General features: G+C 73.1%; 19 protein-coding genes. 7 read left to right on the top strand and 12 right to left on the bottom strand.

Translation table 11 applies throughout. The features are described 5' to 3' along the window. Nucleotides 1-12 precede the first annotated feature (12 nt). The 3 genes from ACGFX4_RS18045 to ACGFX4_RS18035 all read left to right on the top strand — a co-directional run bounded on the left by ACGFX4_RS18045 (nucleotide 13) and on the right by ACGFX4_RS18035 (nucleotide 3,296). Nucleotides 13-1,329, top strand: a complete 1,317-nt coding sequence (locus tag ACGFX4_RS18045; RefSeq protein WP_393074922.1) for a DUF2252 domain-containing protein — start codon at nucleotides 13-15, stop codon at nucleotides 1,327-1,329. Nucleotides 1,330-1,411: 82 nt separating this feature from the next. After that, the gene (locus ACGFX4_RS18040) at nucleotides 1,412-2,722 is read left to right on the top strand and encodes a diacylglycerol/lipid kinase family protein (protein ID WP_393074919.1); all 1,311 of its coding nucleotides are present in this window, start codon (nucleotides 1,412-1,414) and stop codon (nucleotides 2,720-2,722) included. Continuing rightward, complete coding sequence (locus ACGFX4_RS18035; protein ID WP_393075297.1) at nucleotides 2,715-3,296, top strand: phosphatase PAP2 family protein; 582 nt, start codon at nucleotides 2,715-2,717, stop codon at nucleotides 3,294-3,296. Before ACGFX4_RS18040 ends, ACGFX4_RS18035 begins: the two co-directional genes overlap by 8 nt. A 61-nt stretch (nucleotides 3,297-3,357) precedes the next feature. On the opposite strand, the gene ACGFX4_RS18030 is transcribed toward ACGFX4_RS18035, so the two are convergent. Together ACGFX4_RS18030 and ACGFX4_RS18025 are read right to left on the bottom strand one after the other, a co-directional pair. Continuing rightward, nucleotides 3,358-3,984, bottom strand: a complete 627-nt coding sequence (locus ACGFX4_RS18030; RefSeq protein ID WP_393074916.1) for a dienelactone hydrolase family protein — start codon at nucleotides 3,982-3,984, stop codon at nucleotides 3,358-3,360. Between the two features lie 117 nt (nucleotides 3,985-4,101). Next, nucleotides 4,102-6,315, bottom strand: coding sequence for a M9 family metallopeptidase (locus tag ACGFX4_RS18025; protein ID WP_393074913.1), 2,214 nt, complete (start codon nucleotides 6,313-6,315; stop codon nucleotides 4,102-4,104). A gap of 209 nt (nucleotides 6,316-6,524) precedes the next feature. Here ACGFX4_RS18025 and ACGFX4_RS18020 point away from each other — a divergent pair, with 209 nt between their 5' ends. Together ACGFX4_RS18020 and ACGFX4_RS18015 are read left to right on the top strand one after the other, a co-directional pair. After that, nucleotides 6,525-8,183: an alkaline phosphatase D family protein gene (locus tag ACGFX4_RS18020; protein ID WP_393074910.1), complete on the top strand. Its 1,659-nt coding sequence runs from the start codon at nucleotides 6,525-6,527 to the stop codon at nucleotides 8,181-8,183. A 104-nt stretch (nucleotides 8,184-8,287) separates the two neighbouring features. After that, complete coding sequence (locus ACGFX4_RS18015; protein ID WP_393074907.1) at nucleotides 8,288-9,043, top strand: hypothetical protein; 756 nt, start codon at nucleotides 8,288-8,290, stop codon at nucleotides 9,041-9,043. Here the strand turns inward: ACGFX4_RS18015 and ACGFX4_RS18010 are convergent. The 5 genes from ACGFX4_RS18010 to ACGFX4_RS17990 form a co-directional block, all read right to left on the bottom strand. Continuing rightward, the gene (locus tag ACGFX4_RS18010) at nucleotides 9,040-9,411 is read right to left on the bottom strand and encodes a DUF4180 domain-containing protein (RefSeq protein WP_393074904.1); all 372 of its coding nucleotides are present in this window, start codon (nucleotides 9,409-9,411) and stop codon (nucleotides 9,040-9,042) included. The genes ACGFX4_RS18015 and ACGFX4_RS18010 overlap by 4 nt on opposite strands. Continuing rightward, nucleotides 9,408-9,824, bottom strand: a complete 417-nt coding sequence (locus ACGFX4_RS18005) for a helix-turn-helix domain-containing protein (RefSeq protein WP_393074901.1) — start codon at nucleotides 9,822-9,824, stop codon at nucleotides 9,408-9,410. Before ACGFX4_RS18005 ends, ACGFX4_RS18010 begins: the two co-directional genes overlap by 4 nt. Nucleotides 9,825-9,890: 66 nt before the next feature. Further along, nucleotides 9,891-10,757, bottom strand: a complete 867-nt coding sequence (locus tag ACGFX4_RS18000; RefSeq protein ID WP_393074898.1) for an ABC transporter permease — start codon at nucleotides 10,755-10,757, stop codon at nucleotides 9,891-9,893. Beyond that, nucleotides 10,754-13,546: an alpha/beta fold hydrolase gene (locus ACGFX4_RS17995; RefSeq protein WP_393074895.1), complete on the bottom strand. Its 2,793-nt coding sequence runs from the start codon at nucleotides 13,544-13,546 to the stop codon at nucleotides 10,754-10,756. The genes ACGFX4_RS18000 and ACGFX4_RS17995 overlap by 4 nt, the downstream gene beginning before the upstream one ends. Before the next feature lie 83 nt (nucleotides 13,547-13,629). Then, on the bottom strand, nucleotides 13,630-14,007 hold the full coding sequence (locus ACGFX4_RS17990) for a hypothetical protein (protein ID WP_393074892.1): 378 nt from the start codon (nucleotides 14,005-14,007) through the stop codon (nucleotides 13,630-13,632). A 160-nt stretch (nucleotides 14,008-14,167) separates the two neighbouring features. Here ACGFX4_RS17990 and ACGFX4_RS17985 point away from each other — a divergent pair, with 160 nt between their 5' ends. Further along, complete coding sequence (locus tag ACGFX4_RS17985; protein ID WP_393074889.1) at nucleotides 14,168-15,184, top strand: mechanosensitive ion channel family protein; 1,017 nt, start codon at nucleotides 14,168-14,170, stop codon at nucleotides 15,182-15,184. A 4-nt stretch (nucleotides 15,185-15,188) separates the two neighbouring features. On the opposite strand, the gene ACGFX4_RS17980 is transcribed toward ACGFX4_RS17985, so the two are convergent. The 5 genes from ACGFX4_RS17980 to ACGFX4_RS17960 all read right to left on the bottom strand — a co-directional run bounded on the left by ACGFX4_RS17980 (nucleotide 15,189) and on the right by ACGFX4_RS17960 (nucleotide 18,414). Next, complete coding sequence (locus tag ACGFX4_RS17980) at nucleotides 15,189-15,626, bottom strand: hypothetical protein (RefSeq protein WP_393074887.1); 438 nt, start codon at nucleotides 15,624-15,626, stop codon at nucleotides 15,189-15,191. Between the two features lie 32 nt (nucleotides 15,627-15,658). Further along, nucleotides 15,659-16,120 carry a GNAT family N-acetyltransferase gene (locus ACGFX4_RS17975; protein WP_393074884.1) on the bottom strand — a complete coding sequence of 154 codons (462 nt, stop codon included), beginning with the start codon at nucleotides 16,118-16,120 and terminating at the stop codon, nucleotides 15,659-15,661. Between the two features lie 3 nt (nucleotides 16,121-16,123). Further along, nucleotides 16,124-17,062 carry an RluA family pseudouridine synthase gene (locus ACGFX4_RS17970; protein WP_393074881.1) on the bottom strand — a complete coding sequence of 313 codons (939 nt, stop codon included), beginning with the start codon at nucleotides 17,060-17,062 and terminating at the stop codon, nucleotides 16,124-16,126. 35 nt (nucleotides 17,063-17,097) lie between these two features. Beyond that, a complete protein-coding gene (lspA, locus tag ACGFX4_RS17965) occupies nucleotides 17,098-17,814 on the bottom strand; it encodes a signal peptidase II (protein ID WP_393074878.1) in 717 nt (238 codons plus the stop codon). Nucleotides 17,815-17,910: 96 nt separating this feature from the next. Further along, entirely contained in the window at nucleotides 17,911-18,414 is a 504-nt protein-coding gene (locus ACGFX4_RS17960) for a TraR/DksA family transcriptional regulator (RefSeq protein ID WP_393074875.1), read from the bottom strand. Nucleotides 18,415-18,964: 550 nt separating this feature from the next. On the opposite strand from ACGFX4_RS17960, the gene ileS reads away from it, so the two are divergent. After that, the gene (ileS, locus tag ACGFX4_RS17955) at nucleotides 18,965-22,093 is read left to right on the top strand and encodes an isoleucine--tRNA ligase (protein WP_393074872.1); all 3,129 of its coding nucleotides are present in this window, start codon (nucleotides 18,965-18,967) and stop codon (nucleotides 22,091-22,093) included. Nucleotides 22,094-22,221 lie beyond the last annotated feature (128 nt).

Below are 22,221 nucleotides of genomic sequence, written 5' to 3'. Positions count from 1 at the left end.
GAAGGAGCCGCCATGTCCACCGCCGAGCGATCCGAGACCGTCCTGCGGGTCTTCGACACGGCCTTCGGTGACCTGCTGGCCCAGGACCCGGCGGCGTTCCGGGTGAAGTTCCGCAAGATGGCCGCCTCCGCCTTCGCCTTCTACCGCGGCACCGCCTGCCTCTTCTACGCGGATGTCGCCGACGGCGGCGCGTACGCCGGGCACGGCGGCGACTTCCTGGACGCGCGGACCGGCCGGGTGTGGATCCACGGCGACCTGCACGCCGAGAACTTCGGCACCTACCTCAACGCCGAGGGCCGGCTGGTCTTCAACGTCAACGACTTCGACGAGGCCTACGTCGGCGCCTTCACCTGGGACGTCCAGCGCCTGGCCGCCTCGCTCGCCCTGATCGGCTACGCCAAGGCGCTCTCCGACGGGACGATCACCGAGCTGGTCCGGTGCTTCGCCGAGGCCTACCGCGCCCAGATCTCCCGGCTCGCCGCCACCGGCCGCGCCGAGGCGTACACCCTCGACACCGCCACCGGGCCGGTCCTGGAGGTGCTGCGCCGGGCCCGGGTGCAGACCCGGGTCTCGATGCTCGACACCGACACCGTGGTCGAGGGCCACGACCGCCGCTTCCTGCTCGGCAACGGCGCGATCGAGCTCGACCACGACACCCGCGACGAGGTGCTCGCCGCCTTCGACGCCTACCGGGACACCCTGCCGCCCGCCTCCCGCGCCCGCCCCGACGCGCTGCGGGTCAAGGACGTGGTCGGCCGCCGCGGCATCGGCATCGGCAGCGCCGGCCTGCCCTCGTACAACCTGCTGCTCGAAGGGCCCACCGACGCCCTGGAGAACGACGTGATCATCTACCTGAAGCAGGGCCAGACCCCGGCCGTCTCCCGGCACGTGACCGATCCCTCGATCCGCTCGTACTTCCGGCACGAGGGCCACCGCACCGTCATCTCCCAGCGGGCCCTGCAGGCCCACAGCGACCCCTGGCTCGGCCACACCGTCCTGCAGGGGCGCGGCCAGCTGGTCGCCGAGGTCTCGCCGTACGCCACCGACCTGGACTGGACCGACCTGCACGAGCCCGCCGACCTGCTCGCCGTCACCGAGTACCTGGGCCGCGCCACCGCCACCATGCACGCCGCCGCCGACGAGTCCTCCAGCGGCCACAGCCTGGTGCCGTTCTCCACCGAGCACGCCATCGACGAGGCGATCGGCCGGGACGAGGCCGGCTTCACCGCGATGCTGGTCGACTTCGCCCACACCTACGGCGCCCGCGCCCGCACCGACCACCAGCTCTTCGTCGACCTGTACCGCAACGAGCGGATCCCGGGCCTGTAGGGATCGCTCGCCCGTTCGAGTGACCTCAGGGATGCCCTGCGGCGGCCCGGGGCATCAGTTCACCCAGGAGAGGAGCAGCACCGTGAGCGGTCCCCTGCGCACCCGACGCTACGCCCGCGCCGCCCTGCTGTGCGCCGCCTCGGCCGTGCTGGTGCTGGTGCTCGCCGCCGGGCTGTGGAGCCCGCTGATCATCGTCACCGGCCTGGCCGGTCTGCTGCTCACCGCGGCCGGCGTCTGGTGGCTGGTGGCCCACCGCGGCCCGGTCCGGCTGCTCGGCGGGCTGCTCGCGCTCGCCGCGCCCGCCACCGTGATCGCGATCTACGCCAGCGGCGACCTCTGGCCGGACGTCCTCGCCGCGCTGCTGCTGTGGGGCCTGTCGCTCGGCTGCGCCCGCCAGGCGCTGCACCGGGACCGGCACACCCACACGTCCCCCGCCGTCGCCACTCCCCCGCCCCGCCGCGCCGTCCTGATCATGAACCCGAAGTCCGGCGGCGGGAAGGTCGCGAAGTTCGACCTGCTGCGGCGGGCCGAGGCGCTCGGCGCCCGGGTGATCCTGCTCGACCCCTCCGCCCCGCAGGACGTCGCCGCGCTCGCCCGGCAGGCCGTCGAGGACGGCGCCGACCTGCTCGGCGTCGCCGGCGGCGACGGCACCCAGGCACTGGTCGCGGCCATCGCCGCCGAGCACGACCTGCCCTTCCTGGTGGTCTCGGCCGGCACCCGCAACCACTTCGCGATGGACCTCGGCCTGGACCGCACCGACCCGTCCCGCTGCCTGGACGCCCTGACCGACGCGGGCGAGGAGCTGCGCATCGACCTCGGCGACATCGACGGCCGCGCGTTCGTCAACACGGTCTCCTTCGGCACCTACGCCGAGATCGTGCAGAGCCCGGAGTACCGCGACGCCAAGACCGCCACCGCGCTGGCCAACCTGCCCGACCTGCTGGTCGGCGCCACCGGCCCCCGGCTGACCGCGCAGGCCGGCAAGCACCGGATGGACGCGCCGCAGGCCATCCTGGTCAGCAACAACCCGTACACCACGGCCGACCTGATGGAGGCCGGCCGCCGGCCCCGCCTGGACTCCGGGCTGCTCGGCGTGCTCGGCATCAAGGTGACCGGCGCCGCGCAGGCCGCGGACGTCGCGCTGCGCGGCGGGCGGGCCGAGGCGGTCACCTCGGTGACCGTCCCCGAGGTCACCGTCTCCGCGGACGCCGACTCGATCCCGGTCGCGGTGGACGGCGAGGCCCTGAACTTCCCCACCCCGGTCCGCTGCCGGATCCGCCCGGGCGCGCTGCGCGTCCGGGTGCCGCGCGACCGGCCCGGCGCACCGCCGGTCACCGGGCCGCTCGACTGGCGCCGGCTCTACCACCTCGCCCTCGGAGAGAACGCTGACTAGCTCCCCGCTCGCCGTCCGCCTGCGCGAGACGGTCCGCGAACTGACCGTCGTCGACCAGGCGGTGTACGCGGCCGTGGCCGCCACCCCCACGCCGACCCTGGACACCTGGCTGCGGGAGCTGTCGACCGCCGCCAACCACTCCAAGATCTCGTTCTCGATCGCCGCGCTGCTGGCCGTCCGCCCGGGTGCGGCCCGCCGGGCGGCGGCGGCCGGGGTGGCGGCGGTCACGGTCGCCTCGGTCAGTGCCAACCTGCTCGGCAAGCAGCTGGCCCGCCGGCCCCGGCCGGACCGGGACGCGGCGCAGGTGCCGTTCGTCCGGCACGTCCCGATGCCGGTCTCGGCGTCCTTCCCGTCCGGGCACACCGCGTCGGCGTTCGCCTTCGCCACCGCCGTCGGCACCTGCCTGCCGTGGACGTCCGTGCCGCTCGGCCTGCTGGCCGCCACGGTCGGGTACTCCCGGGTCCACACCGGGGTGCACTACCCGGGGGACGTGGCGGCCGGCGCCCTGCTCGGCATGGCCAGCGCCGCCGCGGTCACCGGCCTCGCCCGGCCGCTGCTGCACCCGCCGGTCTGACCGGCCGCGCAGCTCGCGCCGGATCACCAGCCGCAGCTCGCTCTGCGGGCCGAGGCGGCCGTCAGCCCTCGCCGGCCCCGTCGCCCGTCCCGATGCCGTCGGCCTCGTCGATCTCGGCCAGGAAGGCGAGCGCGGTCCGCCAGGTCTGCTCGGCGGCCTCGGCGTCCCAGTCGGGCAGCTCCGGGTCGGTGTAGAGGTGGCCGGCGCCGTGGTAGCGGTGCACCTCGACGTCCGCGCCGGCCTTGGTGAGGTTGAGGTACCAGGCGTTCAGCCAGTCCTCGGACTCGAACGGGTCGGGCTCGGCGACGTGCAGCTGCACCGGGATCCCGGTGGCGGCGTCCTCGCGGATGTCGGAGGTGCCGTGCAGGAGCAGCAGGCCGCGGGCGCGCTCGTCGGCGAGCGCGAGGTTCTGGGCGAGCGAGCCGCCGAGCGAGAGCCCGGCGTACACCAGGCCCGGTGCGGCGGGGTCGGTGAGCAGCGGGGCGACGGCGGTGACGGCGCGGCGCAGCAGCTCGTCGTTGGTGACCTCGTCGCGGTACGCCATGCCCTCCTCGACGTCGTCGAAGGTGCGCCCGTCGTACAGGTCGGGGGTGTGCACCCGGTGGCCCGCGGCGCGCAGCCGGTCGGCGGCGGCGTGGACGGCCGGGCGCAGGCCGTACGCGGAGTGGAAGAGGACGATCTGGGCCACGAGGTGTTCCTTCGTGTCGGCGGCGGGCTCCTCCCATGATCCCTCATCGCCTGCCCCGGGCCGCCGGACGCCGGGAGGCCCGGCCCGCCGTGGCGGACCGGGCCCCGGGAGGGACGGTCAGAAGGAGGTCGTCACCGACGCCCCGCTGAAGCCCGCCTGGGCGTACAGGCTGATGTAGTTGTAGCCCGCGGGCGGGTTGGTGATCGTCAGCGTCTCGCCGTTGCCGGAGCCGGTGGACCGGGCGGTGTACGCGCCGGTGGTGGCCCAGGTGGAGCCGTTGTAGTACAGGTCGGCGTTGCCGGTGCCGCCGGCGGAGGTGACGGTGAGCCGGGCGGTGCCGGCCGGGATGTAGACGTACAGGTAGCTGTAGTTCCCGGTGGTGGCGGCCAGGTTGGAGCGGCGGCAGTCCTTGCCGAGCTGCCGGGCGTCGGCGCCGGTGCACTCGGGGGCCTGCGGCGCGGAGTCGCAGTTGCCGGCCGAGCAGGCGGTGAGCCAGCTGTTGAAGTCGGCGTCGTAGCGGGTGCCGACGGTGGACTTCAGGTAGGTACGGGCGCCGGTCCAGTCGCCGGCGCGGTACTTGGCGAGCACCGCGTCGACGTCGGCCCGGTGCGACTGGAGCATGTAGCGGACCGCCAGGTAGCCCCAGTTGTAGATCCGGGTGGAGTCAGCGTTGTCGTAGGTGGTGTCGAAGAGCGTGGACAGCGCGTAGGTGTGCCGGCCGGCCTGGGTCTGCGCGTCGGTGTAGGTGACGCCCCGGTAGGAGTAGGAGACGTACTCGGCGAAGCCCTCGATCCACCAGACGGCGGGCTGGGCCTGGCCGGCGTTGAAGTCGCCGTACATGTCGAAGCGGCCGTCGAGGTAGTGGGTGTACTCGTGGTTGAGGTTCCAGATCTGGAAGGCGGGCCGGACCCACTCCGCCTCGTAGGCGACGAAGCGCGGCTGGTTGCCGGCGGCGGCCGGGTTGCCCTCCAGGTACATGCCGCCGTTGTTGGTGTCGATGCCGAAGATCGCGCCGGCGTAGGTCTGGTAGTCGGCGCTGGAGTCGAAGACGTCGACCTCGATGGCGGTGTTGGTGTCGCCGGCGACCGGGCCGCTGTCGCGGACCACACCGTGGAAGTACGCGTCCTGGTTGCGCAGGCTGGTGCAGCTGTCGGCGAGTTCGGTGGCGCTCATCTGCTGGGCGACGATCCGGATGCTCGGGCTGCAGGTGTAGCTGACGGTGAGCACGGCCGCCTTGAGCCGGTTCGCGAGGTCGCAGGTGCCGTAGTAGGCGCAGTTGGCGGCGTCGTACTCGGCGGTCATCTCGGCCGCGCCGACCCACAGCGCGGCGGTGCGGCCGGTCATGGTGGACTGGTCGAGCAGGTGCTTGACCAGCGGCCGTACGGTCGGCTGGAGCGCCGAGTGCTGGAGGAAGCGGCCGAGTTCGCGGCCGGCGTTGGAGACCAGGTAGCCCAGGTCACCGCCGAGCAGCGCGTTGTTGGCGGTGGCGAAGGCGTCCAGGGTGGTGAGCACGCTGCCGTCGTTCTGCACCGCGGTGACGAAGTCGGCGTTCTGGTGGCCGCGCCACAGCACGGTGTAGGTGTTGTTGACCGCGGCGAGCATGTACCAGGACGCGTTGTACGAGGAGTTGTAGCCGCTCAGCAGGCGCTTGACGACGGACAGGTAGCGGGCGTTCTCGGCGGCGCTGTCGATCAGGGTGACCGCCTCGGAGAGGGTCTGCCCATTGGCGTCGGTCACGTCGCGGGAGTGCGCGGAGCCGAAGAAGGCGTCCAGCGCGCCGCGGATCGCGGTCTGCAGCGCGCTGCCGTACGGGCCGACGTCGGCGGGGTGGTACCACTGCGCGTAGTAGCCGGCCCGCAGGTAGAGCACCAGCTGGGTGGCGGAGCCGGAGTTGTCGCCGGGGTAGCTCGCGGAGACGTCCCGCAGGGCGTTGGCGACGGTCACCATCTGCGCCTCCCGGAACGCGCCGTAGGCGTCCGAACCGGTCAGCGGGAAGAGCGAGTTGACGCAGTCGACGCTCGCCCCCTTGATCGTGGCGACCAGCGCGCTGCCGGTCCGGGTGGTGAAGTCCGAAACGGTGCAGGTGGCGGCCGCGAGCGCCCGGGGAGCGGCCTTCGACTGCTGCGGCCGGAGGGAGTCGGTGCTGCGCGGGGCCCGCTCGCTGAGCGCGCTGCGACCGTCGACGGCGTCCGTGGGGGCGGAGCCGGCGGCAGGCCGCGGGGCCTGGCGGTCCGCCTGGGGGGCGGGCCGGGGGGCCGCGTGGCCACGTGCGGAGAAGGCGCCGACGGCCAGGCAGCACGCCAGCAGCAGGGTGAACAGGGTTCGGGACATGCGGAAGGAGCGCACGGTGTGGGGCCTCCGTGGGGAGAGGAACGTGCTTGAGTGACATGTACAATTGCATACGTCACATGGTTTCGGGAACCCTCCATGCACCGTCAATTCCGGCCACTGATCGCACAGTTGGTCGAGAGATGAAAAGCCGACGAACAATCTGTCCACACTCTGGACATCTGATTACCGATCAGTAAGTCTCGGATCCTGTGACTGAGCCCACCGACTCCCTGCCCCCCGCCCGGCCGCGCCGCCGCCGGGTCATCCAGGCCGCCGCGCTCACCGCCGGCGCGGTCGCCCTCCCCCTGACCGCCGCGGGCGGCACGGCCACCGCCGCGTCCGCCCCGCAGTTCCTGCACGGCGTCGCCTGCGGCGACCCGCTGCCCGACGGCATCCTGCTGTGGACCCGGGTCACCCCCGCCCCGGAGGCCGTCCCCGGCTCGGGCCTCGGCCCCGACACCGCGGTCACCTGGCAGCTCTCCGCCGACCGCACCTTCACCACGATCGTCGCCACCGGCACCGTCACCACCACCGCCGCCACCGACCACACCGTCAAGGCCGACGTCCGCGGCCTGCGCCCGGACACCGCGTACTGGTACCGCTTCACCGCCGGCGGCACCACCTCGCCCACCGGCCGCGCCCGCACCACCCCGGCCGCCGACGCCGCCCTCGGCCACCTGCGCCTCGGCGTCGCCTCCTGCGCCAACTGGGAGGCCGGCTACTTCTCCGCCTACCGCCACCTGGCCGCCCGCGGCGACCTGGACGCCTTCCTCTTCCTCGGCGACTACATCTACGAGTACAAGTCCGGCGAGTTCTGCGCCCGCGGCAGCGTGGTGCGCCCGCACGCGCCCGCCCACGAGATCCTGAGCCTCGCCGACTACCGCACCCGGCACGGCCGTTACAAGACCGACCCGGACCTGCAGGCGCTGCACGCCGCCGTCCCCACCATCGCGATCTGGGACGACCACGAGTTCGCCAACGACGCCTGGTCCGGCGGCGCCCAGAACCACACCCCCGGCGCCGAGGGCGCCTGGGCCGACCGGGTCGCCGCCGCCAAGCAGGCCTACTTCGAGTGGATGCCGGTCCGGCCCTCGATCGCCGGCACCACCTACCGCCGGCTGCGCTACGGCAAGCTGGCCGACCTGCACCTGCTCGACCTGCGCTCCTACCGCTCCCAGCAGGCCTCCGCCGGCAGCGGCAGCGTCGACTCGGCCGACCGCAGCATCACCGGTCGCGCCCAACTCGACTGGCTGAAGGCCGGACTGGCAGCCTCCGACACCACCTGGCGGCTGATCGGCAACGAGGTGATGATCTCCCCGGTCGCCTTCCTCTCGCTGCCCGACTACCTGCTGCGCCCGCTCGCCCAGCTGCTCGGCCTGCCCGCGGAGGGCCTCGCGGTCAACCCGGACCAGTGGGACGGCTACACCCACGACCGGCGCGAACTGCTCGGCCACCTCAAGTCCCACGGCATCCGCAACACCGTCTTCCTGACCGGCGACATCCACTCCGCCTGGGCGAGCGACGTCCCGTACGAGGCCGCCACCTACCCGTTCTCCGGCAGCGCCGCGACCGAGTTCGTGGTCACGTCGGTGACCTCGGACAACATCGACGACTTCCTCAAGGTCGCCCCGCAGACCCTGTCGCTGGTCGCCGTCGCCGCGATCCAGGCCGCCAACCGCCACGTGAAGTGGGTCGACCTCGACTCGCACGGCTACGGCGTCCTCGACATCACCCCCGACCAGGTGCAGATGGACTACTACGTGCTCTCCGACCGCACCCGCCAGGACGCCACCACCAAGTGGGCCCGCTCCTACCGGACCCGCTCAGGCACCCAGCAGGTCGAGCGCGCCTGGTCGCCGATCCGCTGAGGAATTGGTCCAGTCGGCAGATTGGTCCATACCATTGACGCCCCGTCACCCCCGCGCCTAGCGTCTGGGCCGAACGCCCATTCCACGGCACGGGGGAGATCAGGATGAAGCGCGTCGGCCTGTCCACAGCCGCCCTGGCGGCGGCCGCGATCCTGCTGGCCGGCTGCGGCTCCACCGGCGACGGCACCGGCAAGGTCGCGGCCGCGCCGAGCCCGTCGGCGGACACCCACGGCTGCCTGAGCCAGGCCCAGGCCGCGGCCGGCTCCTTCGACCTGACCACCCCCGGCGGGCCGCTCGGCGCCTACTACCGCGACTCGGACGCCGGGCACGCCAAGGTCGGCATCGTCTTCGCCCCGCAGGCCGGCGGCTCGCTCTGCGACTGGCAGCCGCACTACTCCGCGTTCACCGCCGCCGGGTACGCCGTGCTCGGCTACCTGGTCGGCGGCAACGGGCCGGACGACCTGCGCGCGGCGATCACCCGCCTCAAGGCCGAGGGCGTCACCGAGGTCGCCCTCGTCGGCGCCTCCAAGGGCGCAAGCGCGGCCATCGAGGTCGCCGCCGACCCCGCGAGCAGCCCGCTGCCGGTGCGCGCGGTGGTCTCGCTCTCCACCCCGCTCAGCCACCCCGGCGAGTCCAACGCCGAGAAGGCGGTGCTCGTCTCCCGGGTCCCGACCTTCTTCGCGGTCGAGGACCGGGACGGCCGCTTCGCCGAGTTCGCCCAGCAGCTGCACGCCGCCGCCGTCACCCCGGTCAAGGAGCTCAGGACCTACCCGGGCGACCACCACGGCGCCCCGCTGCTCACCGACGGGGCCCTCCCCGACGTCCAGGCCTTCCTGACCAAGAACGCCCCGGCCCGCTAGACCAGCTTCGCGCGCAGCGCGTCCTCGTCCGGGAGGAACCAGAGCTGGGTGCCGCGGTTGGACTCGCGGACGAAGTCGCGCAGCGCGGTGCCGGTCTCCAGGTGGCCGGAGATGTCGCCGAGGACCGCCAGGCCCAGGCGGTAGGTGGCGAACTTCTGGACGACGTCCCCGGCCAGCCGGGTGCGCAGCCGGAAGAACTCCTCCGGCAGCCGCCCGACGGGTACGGCGATCCACTGCGCGCCGTGCGAGAAGGCGGCGCCGACCAGGTCCCCGGCCGCCCGGTCGCCGTCGATCGGCGCGCCGCCCGCCGCGCAGAACAGCACGGGCACCGCGCCGACCTGCTCCAGCTCGTCCGTCTGCCGCGTCATTCCATCTCCTTGGCCAGCAGCTCGACAATGCGCAGGAGTTCGGCGGTCGCCCCGGGCGACCCGAGCACCACCACCTGCAGCGTGGCGCGCTCCGCGTCGTGCACGGTCTGCACCCGCAGCTGCGTGCCGTCCGGCCGCCGGCCGGTGGCACCGGCCAGCGCGGCGGTGCTCAGCCGCCCGGCCGCGACCGCGTCGATGCCCTCGATCCGGACGATCGAGGAGACCTCGACGTGCCGGTGGGCCGGTGCGGCCTCGGCCGGGGTGCCGGTGAACGCCTCCAGGTCCTCCCGGGCGATCCGGTACTGCTTGCCGATCCGGGTGGCCCGCAGCCGCTCCTCGCGGATGTATCCGCGCACGGTCCGGACGTGCAACCCGAGCAGCTCCGCGACCTGCTCCACCGAGTAGTACTGCACGCTTCACTCCCTTTCCGCACCAACCATAGCAGCGGAAAGGTGGTGATAGGGAAGGATAGGGAAGGCCTAGGAGACCACGTCCTTGCGGGCGAAGCCGCGGAAGGCCAGCGCGACCAGCACGATCGCGTACGACACCGACAGCGAGACGCCCTGCAGCATGCCGCCCCACTCCACCTGTGGCTGGAGCGCGTCCGCCCAGGAGTACTGCCAGTGCGCGGGCAGCCACTCGCGCAGCGAGCCGAGCGCGGTGACCGCGTCCAGCACGCCGGTGACGATCGAGGCGAAGACCGCGCCGCCGACCGCGCCGAGCGGCGCGTCGGTGGCCGTGGAGAGCCAGAACGCCAGCGCCCCGACCACGAGTTCGCTGAGGAAGACGAAGGCCACCGCGACCGCCAGGCGCGGCAGGGCCTCCCCGGCGGGGAGGCTGACCCCGGTGGGCAGCTTGAGGTCGCCCCAGCCGTACGCGGCGGTGCCCACCGCCAGTCCGACCAGCGGGAGCAGCACGACCGCGGCCGCCGAGAAGGCCAGCGCCACGGTCAGCTTGCGGGCCAGCAGCCGGGCCCGCGGCACCGGGGCGGCCAGCAGGTAGCGCAGCGAGGACCAGCTGGCCTCGGAGGCGACCGTGTCGCCGCAGAACAGCGCGACCGGGATCACCAGCAGGAAGCCGGTGCCCATGAACAGCATGGTGGTGGCGAAGTTCAGCCCCGAGGAGGTGGCCAGCTCGATGAACGAGGTGCGGTTCTCCCGGCCGGGCGAGCCGCCGATCCAGATCGCGCCGAGCACCACGAACGGCATCGCGAACAGCACCCCGCCGACCACCATGGTGCGCCGGCGCCGCAGTTGGCGCAGCGCCTCCACCCGCAGCGGCAGGGTGCGCCCGGGCCGGTAGCCCTCCGCCGCGACCCGGCCGTCAGCAACATCCGTGGCACTCATGCCGCACCTCCGATCAGGGACAGGAACGCGTCCTCCAGCCGCCGGTGCGGCCCGACGCCCTCGACGGGCACCCCCAGCCGCACCAGCTCCGCGGTCAGCCGGCTCGCGGGCAGCCCGTCCAGCCGGACCAGCAGCCCGCCGTCGACCGGCTGCACCTCGCCGACCCCGCCGAGCGCGGCCAGCTTGTCGGCGGCCACCGCCAGCTCGTCCGCCTCGTACTCGCGGGCCACCGTGACCAGCAGCAGCTCGCCCGCGCCGACGATCTCGGCGACCGGCCCGGCGGTGACCAGGCGGCCGCGGTCCATCACCACCAGGTGGGTGCAGGACTGCTCGACCTCGGCCAGCAGGTGGCTGGAGACGATCACGGTCCGCCCGGCGGCGGCGTACCGGATCATCACCTCGCGCATCTCGCGGATCTGCGGCGGGTCCAGCCCGTTGGTGGGTTCGTCGAGGATCAGCAGGTCCGGCATGCCGAGCATGGCCTGGGCGATCGCCAGGCGCTGCCGCATGCCCTGCGAGTAGGTGCGCACCGCGCGGTCCAGCGCCTCGCCGAGTCCGGCGATCTCCAGCGCCTCCTCGAAGTGCGCGTCGCCCTCGGGCCGTCCGGTGGCCTGCCAGTACAGGTGCAGGTTGGCCCGGCCGGTGAGGTGCGGCAGGAAGCCGGCGCCCTCGACGAACGCGCCGACCCGGGAGAGCACCGGCGCGCCGGGCCGGATCGCGTGGCCGAAGATCCGGATCTCGCCCTCGTCGGGCCGGATCAGGCCCATCAGCATCCGCAGCGTGGTGGTCTTGCCGGCGCCGTTGGGGCCGAGCAGGCCGAGCACCTGGCCCTGCTCCACCCGGAAGCCCAGCTCGCGGACCGCGTACCGGTCGGTCGAGCCCTTGTAGCGCTTGGACAGGCCGGTGATCTGCAGCGGCACCCCGGCCAGCGCCGGGTCCGGCGCCGGGGTGCGGAAGCGGCGGCCGCGCAGCCGGTGCCCGAAGAGCAGCAGCGCGGCGACGGCGAGCGCGACCAGCGGGAGCAGCCAGGTCCGGGCGGGCAGCGGCGCGGCCTCGGTGTGCAGGCCGTCGACGGTGGGCACGGTCAGCGGGCCGGCCGCGGCGATCCGGTAGGTCGCCGGCTCGATGGGCGACCAGTACGCCAGGTCGGTGGCGGCCAGCACCAGCCGCATGCGGTGCCCGGCCTCGAAGGCGTGGTCGACGGTGGGCAGGACCACCTCGACGGTCCGGCCGCCGGGCGCGTCCGCGCCGGTGACCCGCAGCGGGGCGACCAGTTGCTGCGGCAGGCTCTGCCGCCCGTCCGGGCCGACGTCGTACAGCTTGGCGAAGAGCACCGCCTCCGGCCGGTCTGCCTGCACGCGGACGGGGACGCTCGGGGCGCCGGTCAGGTGCAGCGGGCCGTCCAGCGGCGCGGAGTCGAAGGCGGCGTACTGGCCGGGGAAGTCGACGGCCAGGCCGGCGCCCGCCGAGGAGAGCTGGGCGAGCGCGCCGATGCCGGGCAGGGTGGAGAGGTTCGGCGGGGCGCCGCCGGGCGGGTTGGCCGCGGTCTGCTCCCGGCCGGCCAGCTCCACGGTCCGCCGGCCGGTGCCGTCCAGGCCGGGGTAGCTCGACGCCTCGGCGCCGCGCAGCACGGCCTGGAAGCCGGTGGAGTCCAGGCCGCCGGTGCGGGTCAGCCGGAAGAGCGGGCCGGTGTCGGTGGACTTCCCGGCCAGGTAGTGGTCGAACCAGGCGGTGACCCGGGCGTCCACCCGGTCGCTGGTCTCCAGGCCGCCGTCGTGGCCGCCGGCGAACCAGTCCACCGCGACCGGCGCGCCGTTGGCGGCGACCGCCCGGGCGATCCGGTCGCCCTGGTCGAGCGGGAAGAGCGAGTCCGCCTGGCCCTGCACCACCAGGGTGGGGACCTTGATCCGGTCGCCGACCGAGGACGGGCTGGAGCGGTCGAGCACGGCCAGCGCCTCGGCGTCCGCCCGCCCGTTCACCGCGACCCGGTTGTACATCGCGCACAGCTCGTCCAGGAACCGGCCGCAGCCGACCGGGCCCTGCTGCTCGCTCGCGCCGCCCTGCGGGGCGCCGCCGAGGCCCTGACCGTCGGTCAGCCCGCTCGCCGAGCCGGTGGTGAAGAACAGCCCGGCCCACAGCTTCTTGAACACGCCGTCCGCCGCGCCGCCGCCCCGCACGCCCTGCGGGAAGAGCGCGTCGCCGAGGTTCCACCAGGTGATGCCGGGCGCGGCCGCGTCGATCCGGGAGTCGTACGCGGCGCCGAGCAGCGAGATCGCGCCGCCGTACGAGGCGCCGGTGATGCCCACCCGCGGGTCGCCCGGGCCGTCCAGCTGCACCTCGGGGCGCTGGGCCAGCCAGTCGACCAGGGCCTTGACGTCCTGCACCTCGCGGTCGGGGGCGTTCAGGCCGATCCGGCCGCCGGAGTGCCCGAAGCCGCGCGCCGACCAGGTCAGCACCGCGTACCCGGAGCGGGCCAGCTGCTGGGCCCGGTCCCGTTCGCCCTCCTTGGAGCCGCCGAAGCCGTGCGCCAGCAGCACCGCGGGGCGGCGGCCGTCGCCGGTGGTGAAGAAGGAGGTGTCGATCCGGACCCGCTCGGCGCTGCCGGGAGTCTCCGGAAGCTCCAGGAACCGGTCCTCCTGCCGGACGGACGGCTGCGAGGAGCCCGAGGCGGCGACCGCCCCGAACCCCGCCAGCGCCAGCACGGCGACCAGCGCCACCACCAGCGTCCCGCGGCCCACCCGGCGTCCGCGCCACCTGAACCGTCCGCGCCACGCCCCACCGAAGCTCATGGATCACGATCCTAAGCGCGGCCGAAGTAGGGAACCCGTAAGCCCACTTGAAGACGGCTCGAACGCCAGGGGTCGGGGCCGGTTCAGTACCGGTCGCGCTCCGCCTCCAGGCGCTCCTCACGGCTCTCGTCGAGGCTGTCGCGCTGGTCCTCCGGCAGCTCCTCGCGCATCTTCTCGGCGCGCTGCTCGGAGGCCTTCCGCTCCTCGGGGGACATCCGCTCGGCGGCCTCGCGCATCTCGTCCAGCTTGGCGCCGACCGCCGCCAGGTAGCGCGGGGACTCGATCATCTCCCGGATGCCGATCCGCCCGGAGAGCGCGTCCCGGGCCAGCGCCTGCAGCTCCTCGCCGACCGAGGGGTTCCCGGCCAGCGTGCGCAGTGCCTTGTGCAGCGAGGCGGCCTGCTGCGGATCCGCGGCGGCGTCCATCAGCTCGCCGTCCGTGATCTCGTACTCCGACGCCACCGCGCCACCCCCCGGGCTCGATCCACTCCTTCGTCCGATCATAGGCCTGACACGTACGCCGCAGGCCCGGCCGCGCTGACACACCGTCCGTCCGACGCACCGTCACCGGCGGACCAAACGGGCGATATGGTACGAAAAAGTCCCCCCGCGAGGTGTTCCCGTGCTCTGGCCACTCGTCAGCCTGCTCGCCGCCGTCCTCGCGACCCTGCTGATCGGCTGGGTCGTCGACCAACTCCTGCAACGCCTCGCCGCCCGGCACCCGGAGGCCCCCGTCTGGGAGCAGCTGCGCCGCTGCCGGGTCCCGCTCCAGCTGGTGGTCCTCACCTCGATCCTGCTCGCCGCCGAACCGCTGCAGCGGATCTTCGGCATCGAGGACGACGAGGACCTGCGCCACCTGCTGCTGCTGGTCCTGATCGCCGCCTGCGGCTGGCTCGCCGTCCGGGTGGTCGCCGCGGCCCTGGAGGCCGTCCACACCCGCTACGAGACGGTCACCGAGGACGCCTCCCGGGTGCAGCGCGTGCAGACCCAGCTCTCCCTGCTGCGCCGGGTCACCAGCGCACTGATCTGGGTGGTCACCGCCGGGTCGATGCTGCTCACCTTCGAGACCATGCGCACCATCGGCACCAGCCTGCTCGCCTCGGCCGGCATCCTCGGCATCGTGGCCGGCATCGCCGCCCAGTCCACCCTCGGCAACTTCTTCGCGGGCCTGCAGATCGCCTTCAGCGACACCGTCCGGATCGGCGACACCGTGGTGGTCGACGGCCAGCAGGGCACCGTCGAGGAGATCACCCTCTCCTACCTGGTGCTCCGGCTCTGGGACTACCGGCGGCTGACCGTGCCGACCTCGTACTTCGTCTCCAAGCCCTTCGAGAACTGGACCCGCCGCGACCCCGGGCTGCTCGGCTGGGTGCTGCTCCACCTCGACCACACCACCCCGGTCGAGGAGCTGCGCACCGCCCTCCACGACTACCTGAGCGGCAGCGGGCTCTGGGACGGCAAGGAGTGGTCGCTGCAGGTCACCGACACCACGCCGAGCACCATCGTGGTCCGCGCCGGGATGACCGCCCGCTCCCCCGACGACACCGCCAACCTGCGCCTCGCCGTCCGCGAGCACCTGATCGCCCACCTGCGCGACCACCACCCGCAGGCGCTGCCCCGGGTCCGCACCGACCCCTGAGCGGTCAGCACCAGTCGCCGCCGCCGCGGGTCGCGCGGACGACGACCGCCACCTCCGCCTCGCTCACCGGCCGGAGGCGCAGGTAGGCGGTGGTGCCGGCGGTGTCCTTCACCCAGCAGTGCCGGGTCGGCCACTCCAGGTCCAGCGGGCGCCAGCCCTCGCGGACCAGCGCGGCCCGGTACCGGGTCTCGGCACCGGTGCCGTCCACCCGGTAGCCGGCGCTCAGCTCCACGTGCGCGTCGTCCTCGTCGCACGGGTACACCGTCAGGTCCACCCGCCGCAGCCCGTCGCCCGGCGCGGCCAGCACCGACTCGCGGGCGAGCCGCTCCCCCAGCCGGTCGTCCGCCCCCGTGCAGTCACCGCGGCCGAACACCCAGTAGCCGCCGGCGCACACCAGCACCACCGCGACGGAGAGGAGCGCCAAGTCCCTGATGATCTTCACGGGGGGCACCCTACAAGGGCCCCGGGGTCGCGCTACAGCGTCCGGGTCATCGTGCGGTGCGGGATCCCGGCGTCGTCGTAGACCGGGCCCTCCGCGGTGTAGCCGAGGCGTTCGTAGAAGCCGAGCGCCTGGACCTGGGCGTGCAGCTCCAGCTCGGTGCCGCCGTGCTCGCGGCCGGCCTGCTCGATCGCCCGGACCAGCCGCGCGCCGAGCCCGGTCCCGCGGGCCGCCTTGACCACGGCGAGCCGGCCGAGCAGCACCCGGCCGTCCTTGCCGCCGGTCAGCTCCAGCGCCTGCGGGCCGTGGATCAGCCGCCCGGTGCCGAGCGGCGTGCCGTCCTCGCCGAGCGCCAGCAGGTGCACCGAGGTGGCGTCGTACGCGTCGTACTCCAGCTCCTCGGGGACGGCCTGCTCCTCGACGAACACCTCGCGGCGGACCGCCCGGACCTGCTCCAGCCGCTCGTCGCCGTCCGCGACCAGGATCGTCTCGGCCACGGCTCAGCTCTCCGAGGAGATCACGTCGAGCGCCTTCTGCAGGTCGGCCGGGTACTCGCTGCCGAACTGCACCCACTGCCCGTCGCCGGGGTGCTCGAAGCCGAGCGACACCGCGTGCAGCCACTGCCGGGTGAGGCCGAGCCGCTTGGCGAGGGTCGGGTCGGCGCCGTAGGTGAGGTCGCCGACGCAGGGGTGGCGCAGCGCGGACATGTGCACCCGGATCTGGTGGGTGCGGCCGGTCTCCAGCTTGATGTCGAGCAGCGACGCGGCCCGGTACGCCTCGATCAGGTCGTAGTGGGTGACGGACGGCTTGCCGTCGCGGGTGACCGCCCACTTCCAGTCGGAGGAGGGGTGGCGGCCGATCGGCGCGTCGACGGTGCCGGACAGCGGGTCGGGGTGGCCCTGGACGAGGGCGTTGTACTTCTTCTCGACGACCCGGTCGTGGAACTGCCGCTTGAGGTCGGTGTACGCGATCTCGGACTTGGCGACGACCATGATCCCGGAGGTGCCGACGTCCAGGCGGTGGACGACGCCCTGGCGCTCGGCGGCGCCGGAGGTGGAGATCCGGTAGCCGGCGGCGGCGAGGCCGCCGATCACGGTCGGGCCGGTCCAGCCGGGGCTGGGGTGGGCGGCGACGCCGACCGGCTTGTCGATGACCACGACGTGCTCGTCGTCGTGGATGATCCGCATGCCCTCGACGTGCTCGGCGACCACCTGCACGGGGGCGGCGGGCGCCGGGATCTCGACCTCCAGCCAGGCGCCGGCGGTGACCCGGTCGGACTTGCCGGCGACGGTGCCGTCCAGCGTCACCTTGCCCTCGGAGGCCAGTTCGGCCGCCTTCGTCCGGGAGAATCCGAACATCCGGGCCAGGGCGGCGTCGAGTCGCTCGCCCTCCAGGCCGTCGGGAACGGGGAGGCTGCGGGTCTGCGCTGCGGTACTCACCCGTACGAGTATGCCGCAAGCGGCACACCCGGGTTTTACACCTGGTCGTCCGGGGAAGCGGCGGGGGCCTCGGCGGCGGGCTTCTTGGCGCTGTGGTGGGTGGTCCCGTCCGGGTTGGAGCCGCGGAAGGACAGCAGCACCACCAGGATGCCGCCGCAGACGATCGCCGAGTCGGCGAGGTTGAAGACCGCGAAGTGCTGCACCGAGATGAAGTCGACCACGTGACCGCGGAACACCCCGGGCGAGCGGAAGAGGCGGTCGGTGAGGTTGCCGAGCGCGCCGCCGAGCAGCAGGCCCAGCGCGATCGCCCAGGGCAGGCTGTACAGCTTGCGGGCGATCCGCCAGATGACCACGATCACGGCGGCGGCGATGGCGGTGAACACCACGGTCATCGCCTGGCCCATGCCGAACGCGGCGCCGGGGTTGCGGATGACCTGGAAGTTCATCAGGTCGCCGATGACCCGGATGGCCGCGTGGCCCTCCAGCCTGGCGACGACCAGCAGCTTGGAGCCGAGGTCGATCAGGTAGGCGAGCAGCGCGACGACCAGCAGCACGCCGACCCGCTTGCGGCGGACCAGGTCGCGGGCCCCGGCGGCGGTGGCGCCGGCCGGCTGCGGGCCCTGGGGAACCCCTGCGGTCTCGTCCACGCCGACCTCCGGGCCGTCCTGCGGGGTGCGCGCGGTGGGGACGGCGTCGTCCTGGGTCTGGGGGGAACCTGGAGTGCTGATGATCCGCTCCGCTGCCGTGTGCAAGGTGGACGAGGTACTGGGGACGAGCCTACGGCACCGCCCGCCCCCATGGCCTCCCTCCGAAACCCCGCTGTTACCGGAGCCTGCGGAGCCGTCCGGCTACCGGCGCTCCTGCTTGGCCTTGCAGCTGACGCAGAGCGTGGCGCGCGGGAAAGCCTGGAGCCTGGCCTTGCCGACCGGCTGGCCGCAGGACTCGCACAGGCCGAAGCCGACGCCCTCCAGGCGGCCCAGGGCGCGCTCGGTCTGGGCGAGGCTGTCCCGGGCGTTGTTGGCGAGCGAGAGCTCGCTCTCCCGGTTGATGTTCTTGGTGCCGGCGTCGACCTGGTCGTCCCCGGCGCCGTCGTTGGAGTCGCGCATCAGGCCGGCGATGGCGGCCTCGGCGGCCTCGATCTCGGCCCGCAGCCGGTGCAGGTCGGTCTCCAGCTCGGCGTGCAGCTCGGTGACCTCGGCGGAGGTCCAGGGCTCCTCACCGGGACGGACCGGCAGCTCGGCCGGGTCGACCGACTCGGCGCCCCGGGCGCCGCTGCCCGCCGCCACGTGGGTGCGGCTGGTCGCCGCCGCGTGGCCGGTACCGGTGCTGGTCTTACGCCGTGCAGTGCTCACGGTCCCCTCCCCCGAGTCGCCCGCCACAGCCTTGCGCGACCTCTTGGTCACGGTCCCTGTTGCCTTCTCAGCCATGGCTTCGACCTCATTTACGAATAATTCGAACCGTCGGTTCCCGACGATCTTGCCAGTGCCGGAACGATAATCCCCATCGAATCCGGTCACAACGGGACATACCGATGCAGCTCGTCGAACCCACCCGGGCAGCCGCCGCTGCACGAGTGCTTCCCAAGTTGTGCCCAGATCGTCATCGGCTAATCCGGGTTGCGATGCCCGATACACTGGGCCTGCAAGGCGCAGATGGGACGAGTACCGACGTACGCAGCCAGGAGCGACCCGGGGACGGTGTGAGCCCGGGGGTGTGCGCGGCGGGAAGATCACCCCGGAGCCGCCGGAAGAACGGCCCAGGTCAGGGCCCAGTAGAACCGGCAGCAAAACCCAAGGAGAGGGTCGCGGGAAGCAGTCCGCGGCCAAGGAGGGTGGTACCGCGGGACGGCACGCCGTCTCGTCCCTCCGTCGGAAGCACGTCCACGCATCCGTCGGAGGCCTCATGACCACCTACAACGCCGTCCCCCCGCAGGTCGACCTGCCCGCGGTCGAGCACCAGATCCTCAGCTTCTGGCAGGACAACAAGGTCTTCCAGCGCACGTTGGAGCAGTCCGAGGGCCGCCCCGAGTGGGTGTTCTACGAGGGTCCGCCGACCGCCAACGGCATGCCGGGCGCCCACCACATCGAGGCCCGCGTCTTCAAGGACGTCTTCCCGCGCTACCGGACCATGAAGGGCTACCACGTCGCCCGCAAGGCCGGCTGGGACTGCCACGGCCTGCCGGTCGAGCTCGCCGTCGAGAAGGAGCTCGGCTTCTCCGGCAAGCAGGACATCGAGGCGTACGGCATCGCCGAGTTCAACGCCAAGTGCCGCGAGTCGGTGACCCGCCACACCGACGAGTTCGTGAAGCTCACCGAGCGGATGGGCTACTGGGTCGACCTCGACGAGGCCTACCGGACCATGGACCCGTCGTACATCCAGTCGGTCTGGTGGTCGCTCAAGCAGATCTTCGACAAGGGCCTGCTGGTCCAGGACCACCGGGTCGCCCCCTGGTGCCCGCGCTGCGGCACCGGCCTGTCCGACCACGAGCTGGCCCAGGGCTACGAGACCGTGGTCGACCCCTCGGTCTACGTCCGCTTCCCGCTGACCTCCGGCCCGCTGGCCGGCACCGCCGCGCTGCTGGTCTGGACGACCACCCCGTGGACCCTGGTCTCCAACACCGCCGCCGCCGTCCACCCGGACGTCACCTACGTGGTCGCCACCGACGGCACCGAGCGCCTGGTCGTCGCCGAGCCGCTGGTCGGCAAGGCGCTCGGCGAGGGCTGGGAGACCACCGGCGAGTCCTTCACCGGCGCCGAGATGGAGCGCTGGGCCTACCGCCGCCCGTTCGACCTGGTCGAGATCGAGGACGCGCACTACGTCCTCAACGCCGAGTACGTCACCACCGAGGACGGCACCGGCATCGTCCACCAGTCGCCCGCCTTCGGCGCCGACGACCTCGCGACCTGCCGCAAGTACGGCCTGCCGGTGGTCAACCCGGTCCGCGCCGACGGCACCTTCGAGGAGGAGGTCCCGCTGGTCGGCGGCGTCTTCTTCAAGAAGGCCGACGAGGCGCTGGTCGCCGACCTCCAGGCCCGCGGCCTGCTCTTCCGCCACCTGCCGTACGAGCACAGCTACCCGCACTGCTGGCGCTGCCACACCGCGCTGCTCTACTACGCGCAGCCGTCCTGGTACATCCGCACCACCGCGGTCAAGGACGCCCTGATCCGGGAGAACGAGGCCACCAACTGGTTCCCCGAGAACGTCAAGCACGGCCGCTTCGGCGACTGGCTGAACAACAACATCGACTGGGCGCTCAGCCGCAACCGCTACTGGGGCACCCCGCTGCCGATCTGGCGCTGCGAGGACGACCACCTCACCTGCGTCGGCTCGCTCGCCGAGCTCTCCGAGCTCACCGGCACCGACCAGTCCGCGCTGGACCCGCACCGCCCGTTCATCGACGACGTCACCTTCGGGTGCCCGCAGTGCTCCGGCACCGCCGTGCGCGTCCCCGAGGTGATCGACGCCTGGTACGACTCGGGCTCCATGCCGTTCGCCCAGTACGGCTACCCGTACCAGAACAAGGAGCTGTTCGAGAAGCGCTACCCGGCGCAGTTCATCTCCGAGGCGATCGACCAGACCCGCGGCTGGTTCTACACGCTGATGGCGGTCGGCACCCTGGTGTTCGACAAGAACTCGTACGAGAACGTGGTCTGCCTCGGCCACATCCTCGCCGAGGACGGCCGCAAGATGTCCAAGCACCTGGGCAACATCCTGCAGCCGATCCCGCTGATGGACCAGCACGGCGCCGACGCCGTGCGCTGGTTCATGGCCGCCGGCGGCTCGCCCTGGTCCGCGCGGCGCGTCGGCCACGGCACCATCCAGGAGGTCGTCCGCAAGACGCTGCTGACCTACTGGAACACCGTCGCCTTCCAGGCCCTCTACGCCCGCACCGCCGGCTGGGCGCCCTCGGCGACCGACCCGGCACCCGCGACGCGGCCGCTGCTGGACCGCTGGGTGCTCTCCGAGCTCAACACCCTGGTCCGCGAGGTCGACCTCTCGCTGGAGGCCTACGACACCCAGCGGGCCGGCAAGCTGCTCTCCGCCTTCGTCGACGACCTCTCCAACTGGTACGTGCGGCGCGGCCGCCGCCGCTTCTGGCAGGGCGACGCCGCGGCGCTCGCCACCCTGCACGAGGCGCTGGAGACCGTCACCCGCCTGATGGCCCCGCTCACCCCGTTCATCACCGAGCGGGTCTGGCAGGACCTGGTCGTCCCGGTCGCCCCCGACGCGCCGCTCTCCGTGCACCTCGCCTCCTGGCCGGTCGCCGACGAGACGCTGGTCGACCCGGAGCTGTCGCGCGACATGGCGCTGGTCCGCCGGCTGGTCGAGCTCGGCCGCGCCACCCGCGCCGAGTCCGGGGTGAAGACCCGTCAGCCGCTGCTCCGCGCGCTGGTCGCCGCCCAGGGCTGGGAGGAGCTGCCGGCCGACCTGCGGGCGCAGATCGCCGAGGAGCTCAACGTCGTCGCCGTGGAGTCGCTCGCCGAGGTCGGTGCCTCGCTGGTCGACACCTCCGCCAAGGCCAACTTCCGCGCGCTCGGCAAGCGGTTCGGCAAGGGCGTGCAGGACGTCGCCAAGGTGGTCGCCGCCGCGGACGCCGCCCGGCTCGCCGCCGAGCTGCGGGCCACCGGCACCACCTCGGTCGAGCTCGACGGCGAGACCGTGGCGCTCTCCCCGGACGAGGTGATCATCACCGAGACCCCGCGCGAGGGCTGGGCCGTCGCCAACGAGTCCGGTGCCACCGTCGCCCTCGACCTGACGATCACCCCGGAGCTCAAGCGGCTCGGCATCGCCCGTGACGCGATCCGCCAGATCCAGGACGCCCGCAAGAACTCCGGCCTGGACGTCGCCGACCGGATCGTCCTGCGCTGGCGGGCCGCCAACGAGGAGACCGCCGAGGCCGTCGCCGAGCACGGCCAGCTCGTCGCCGACGAGGTCCTCGCCACGGACTTCGCCGCCGGCGCCGCCGACTGGGAGTCGGAGTCCTTCACCGACGAGTCCCTCGGCCTGACCTTCCAGCTCAAGAAGGCCTGACAGGAAGGGGTGGGGGGGGGGGGCCCCCGCCCCCCGCCCGCGCGCGGGGACACGCAACCACCCCCCCCCCGTGAGCGAAAAAAAACACCGGGCGGGGGGGGTGGGGGGGGCGGCAGTTTTGAGAAGCA

This window comes from Kitasatospora sp. NPDC048365, assembly GCF_043200835.1.
In the GTDB taxonomy this organism is placed as follows: Bacteria; Actinomycetota; Actinomycetes; order Streptomycetales; family Streptomycetaceae; genus Kitasatospora; species Kitasatospora terrestris.
The sequence above is the reverse complement of the archived record's forward strand: the minus strand, read 5'-3'. Positions and strand labels throughout refer to the sequence as shown.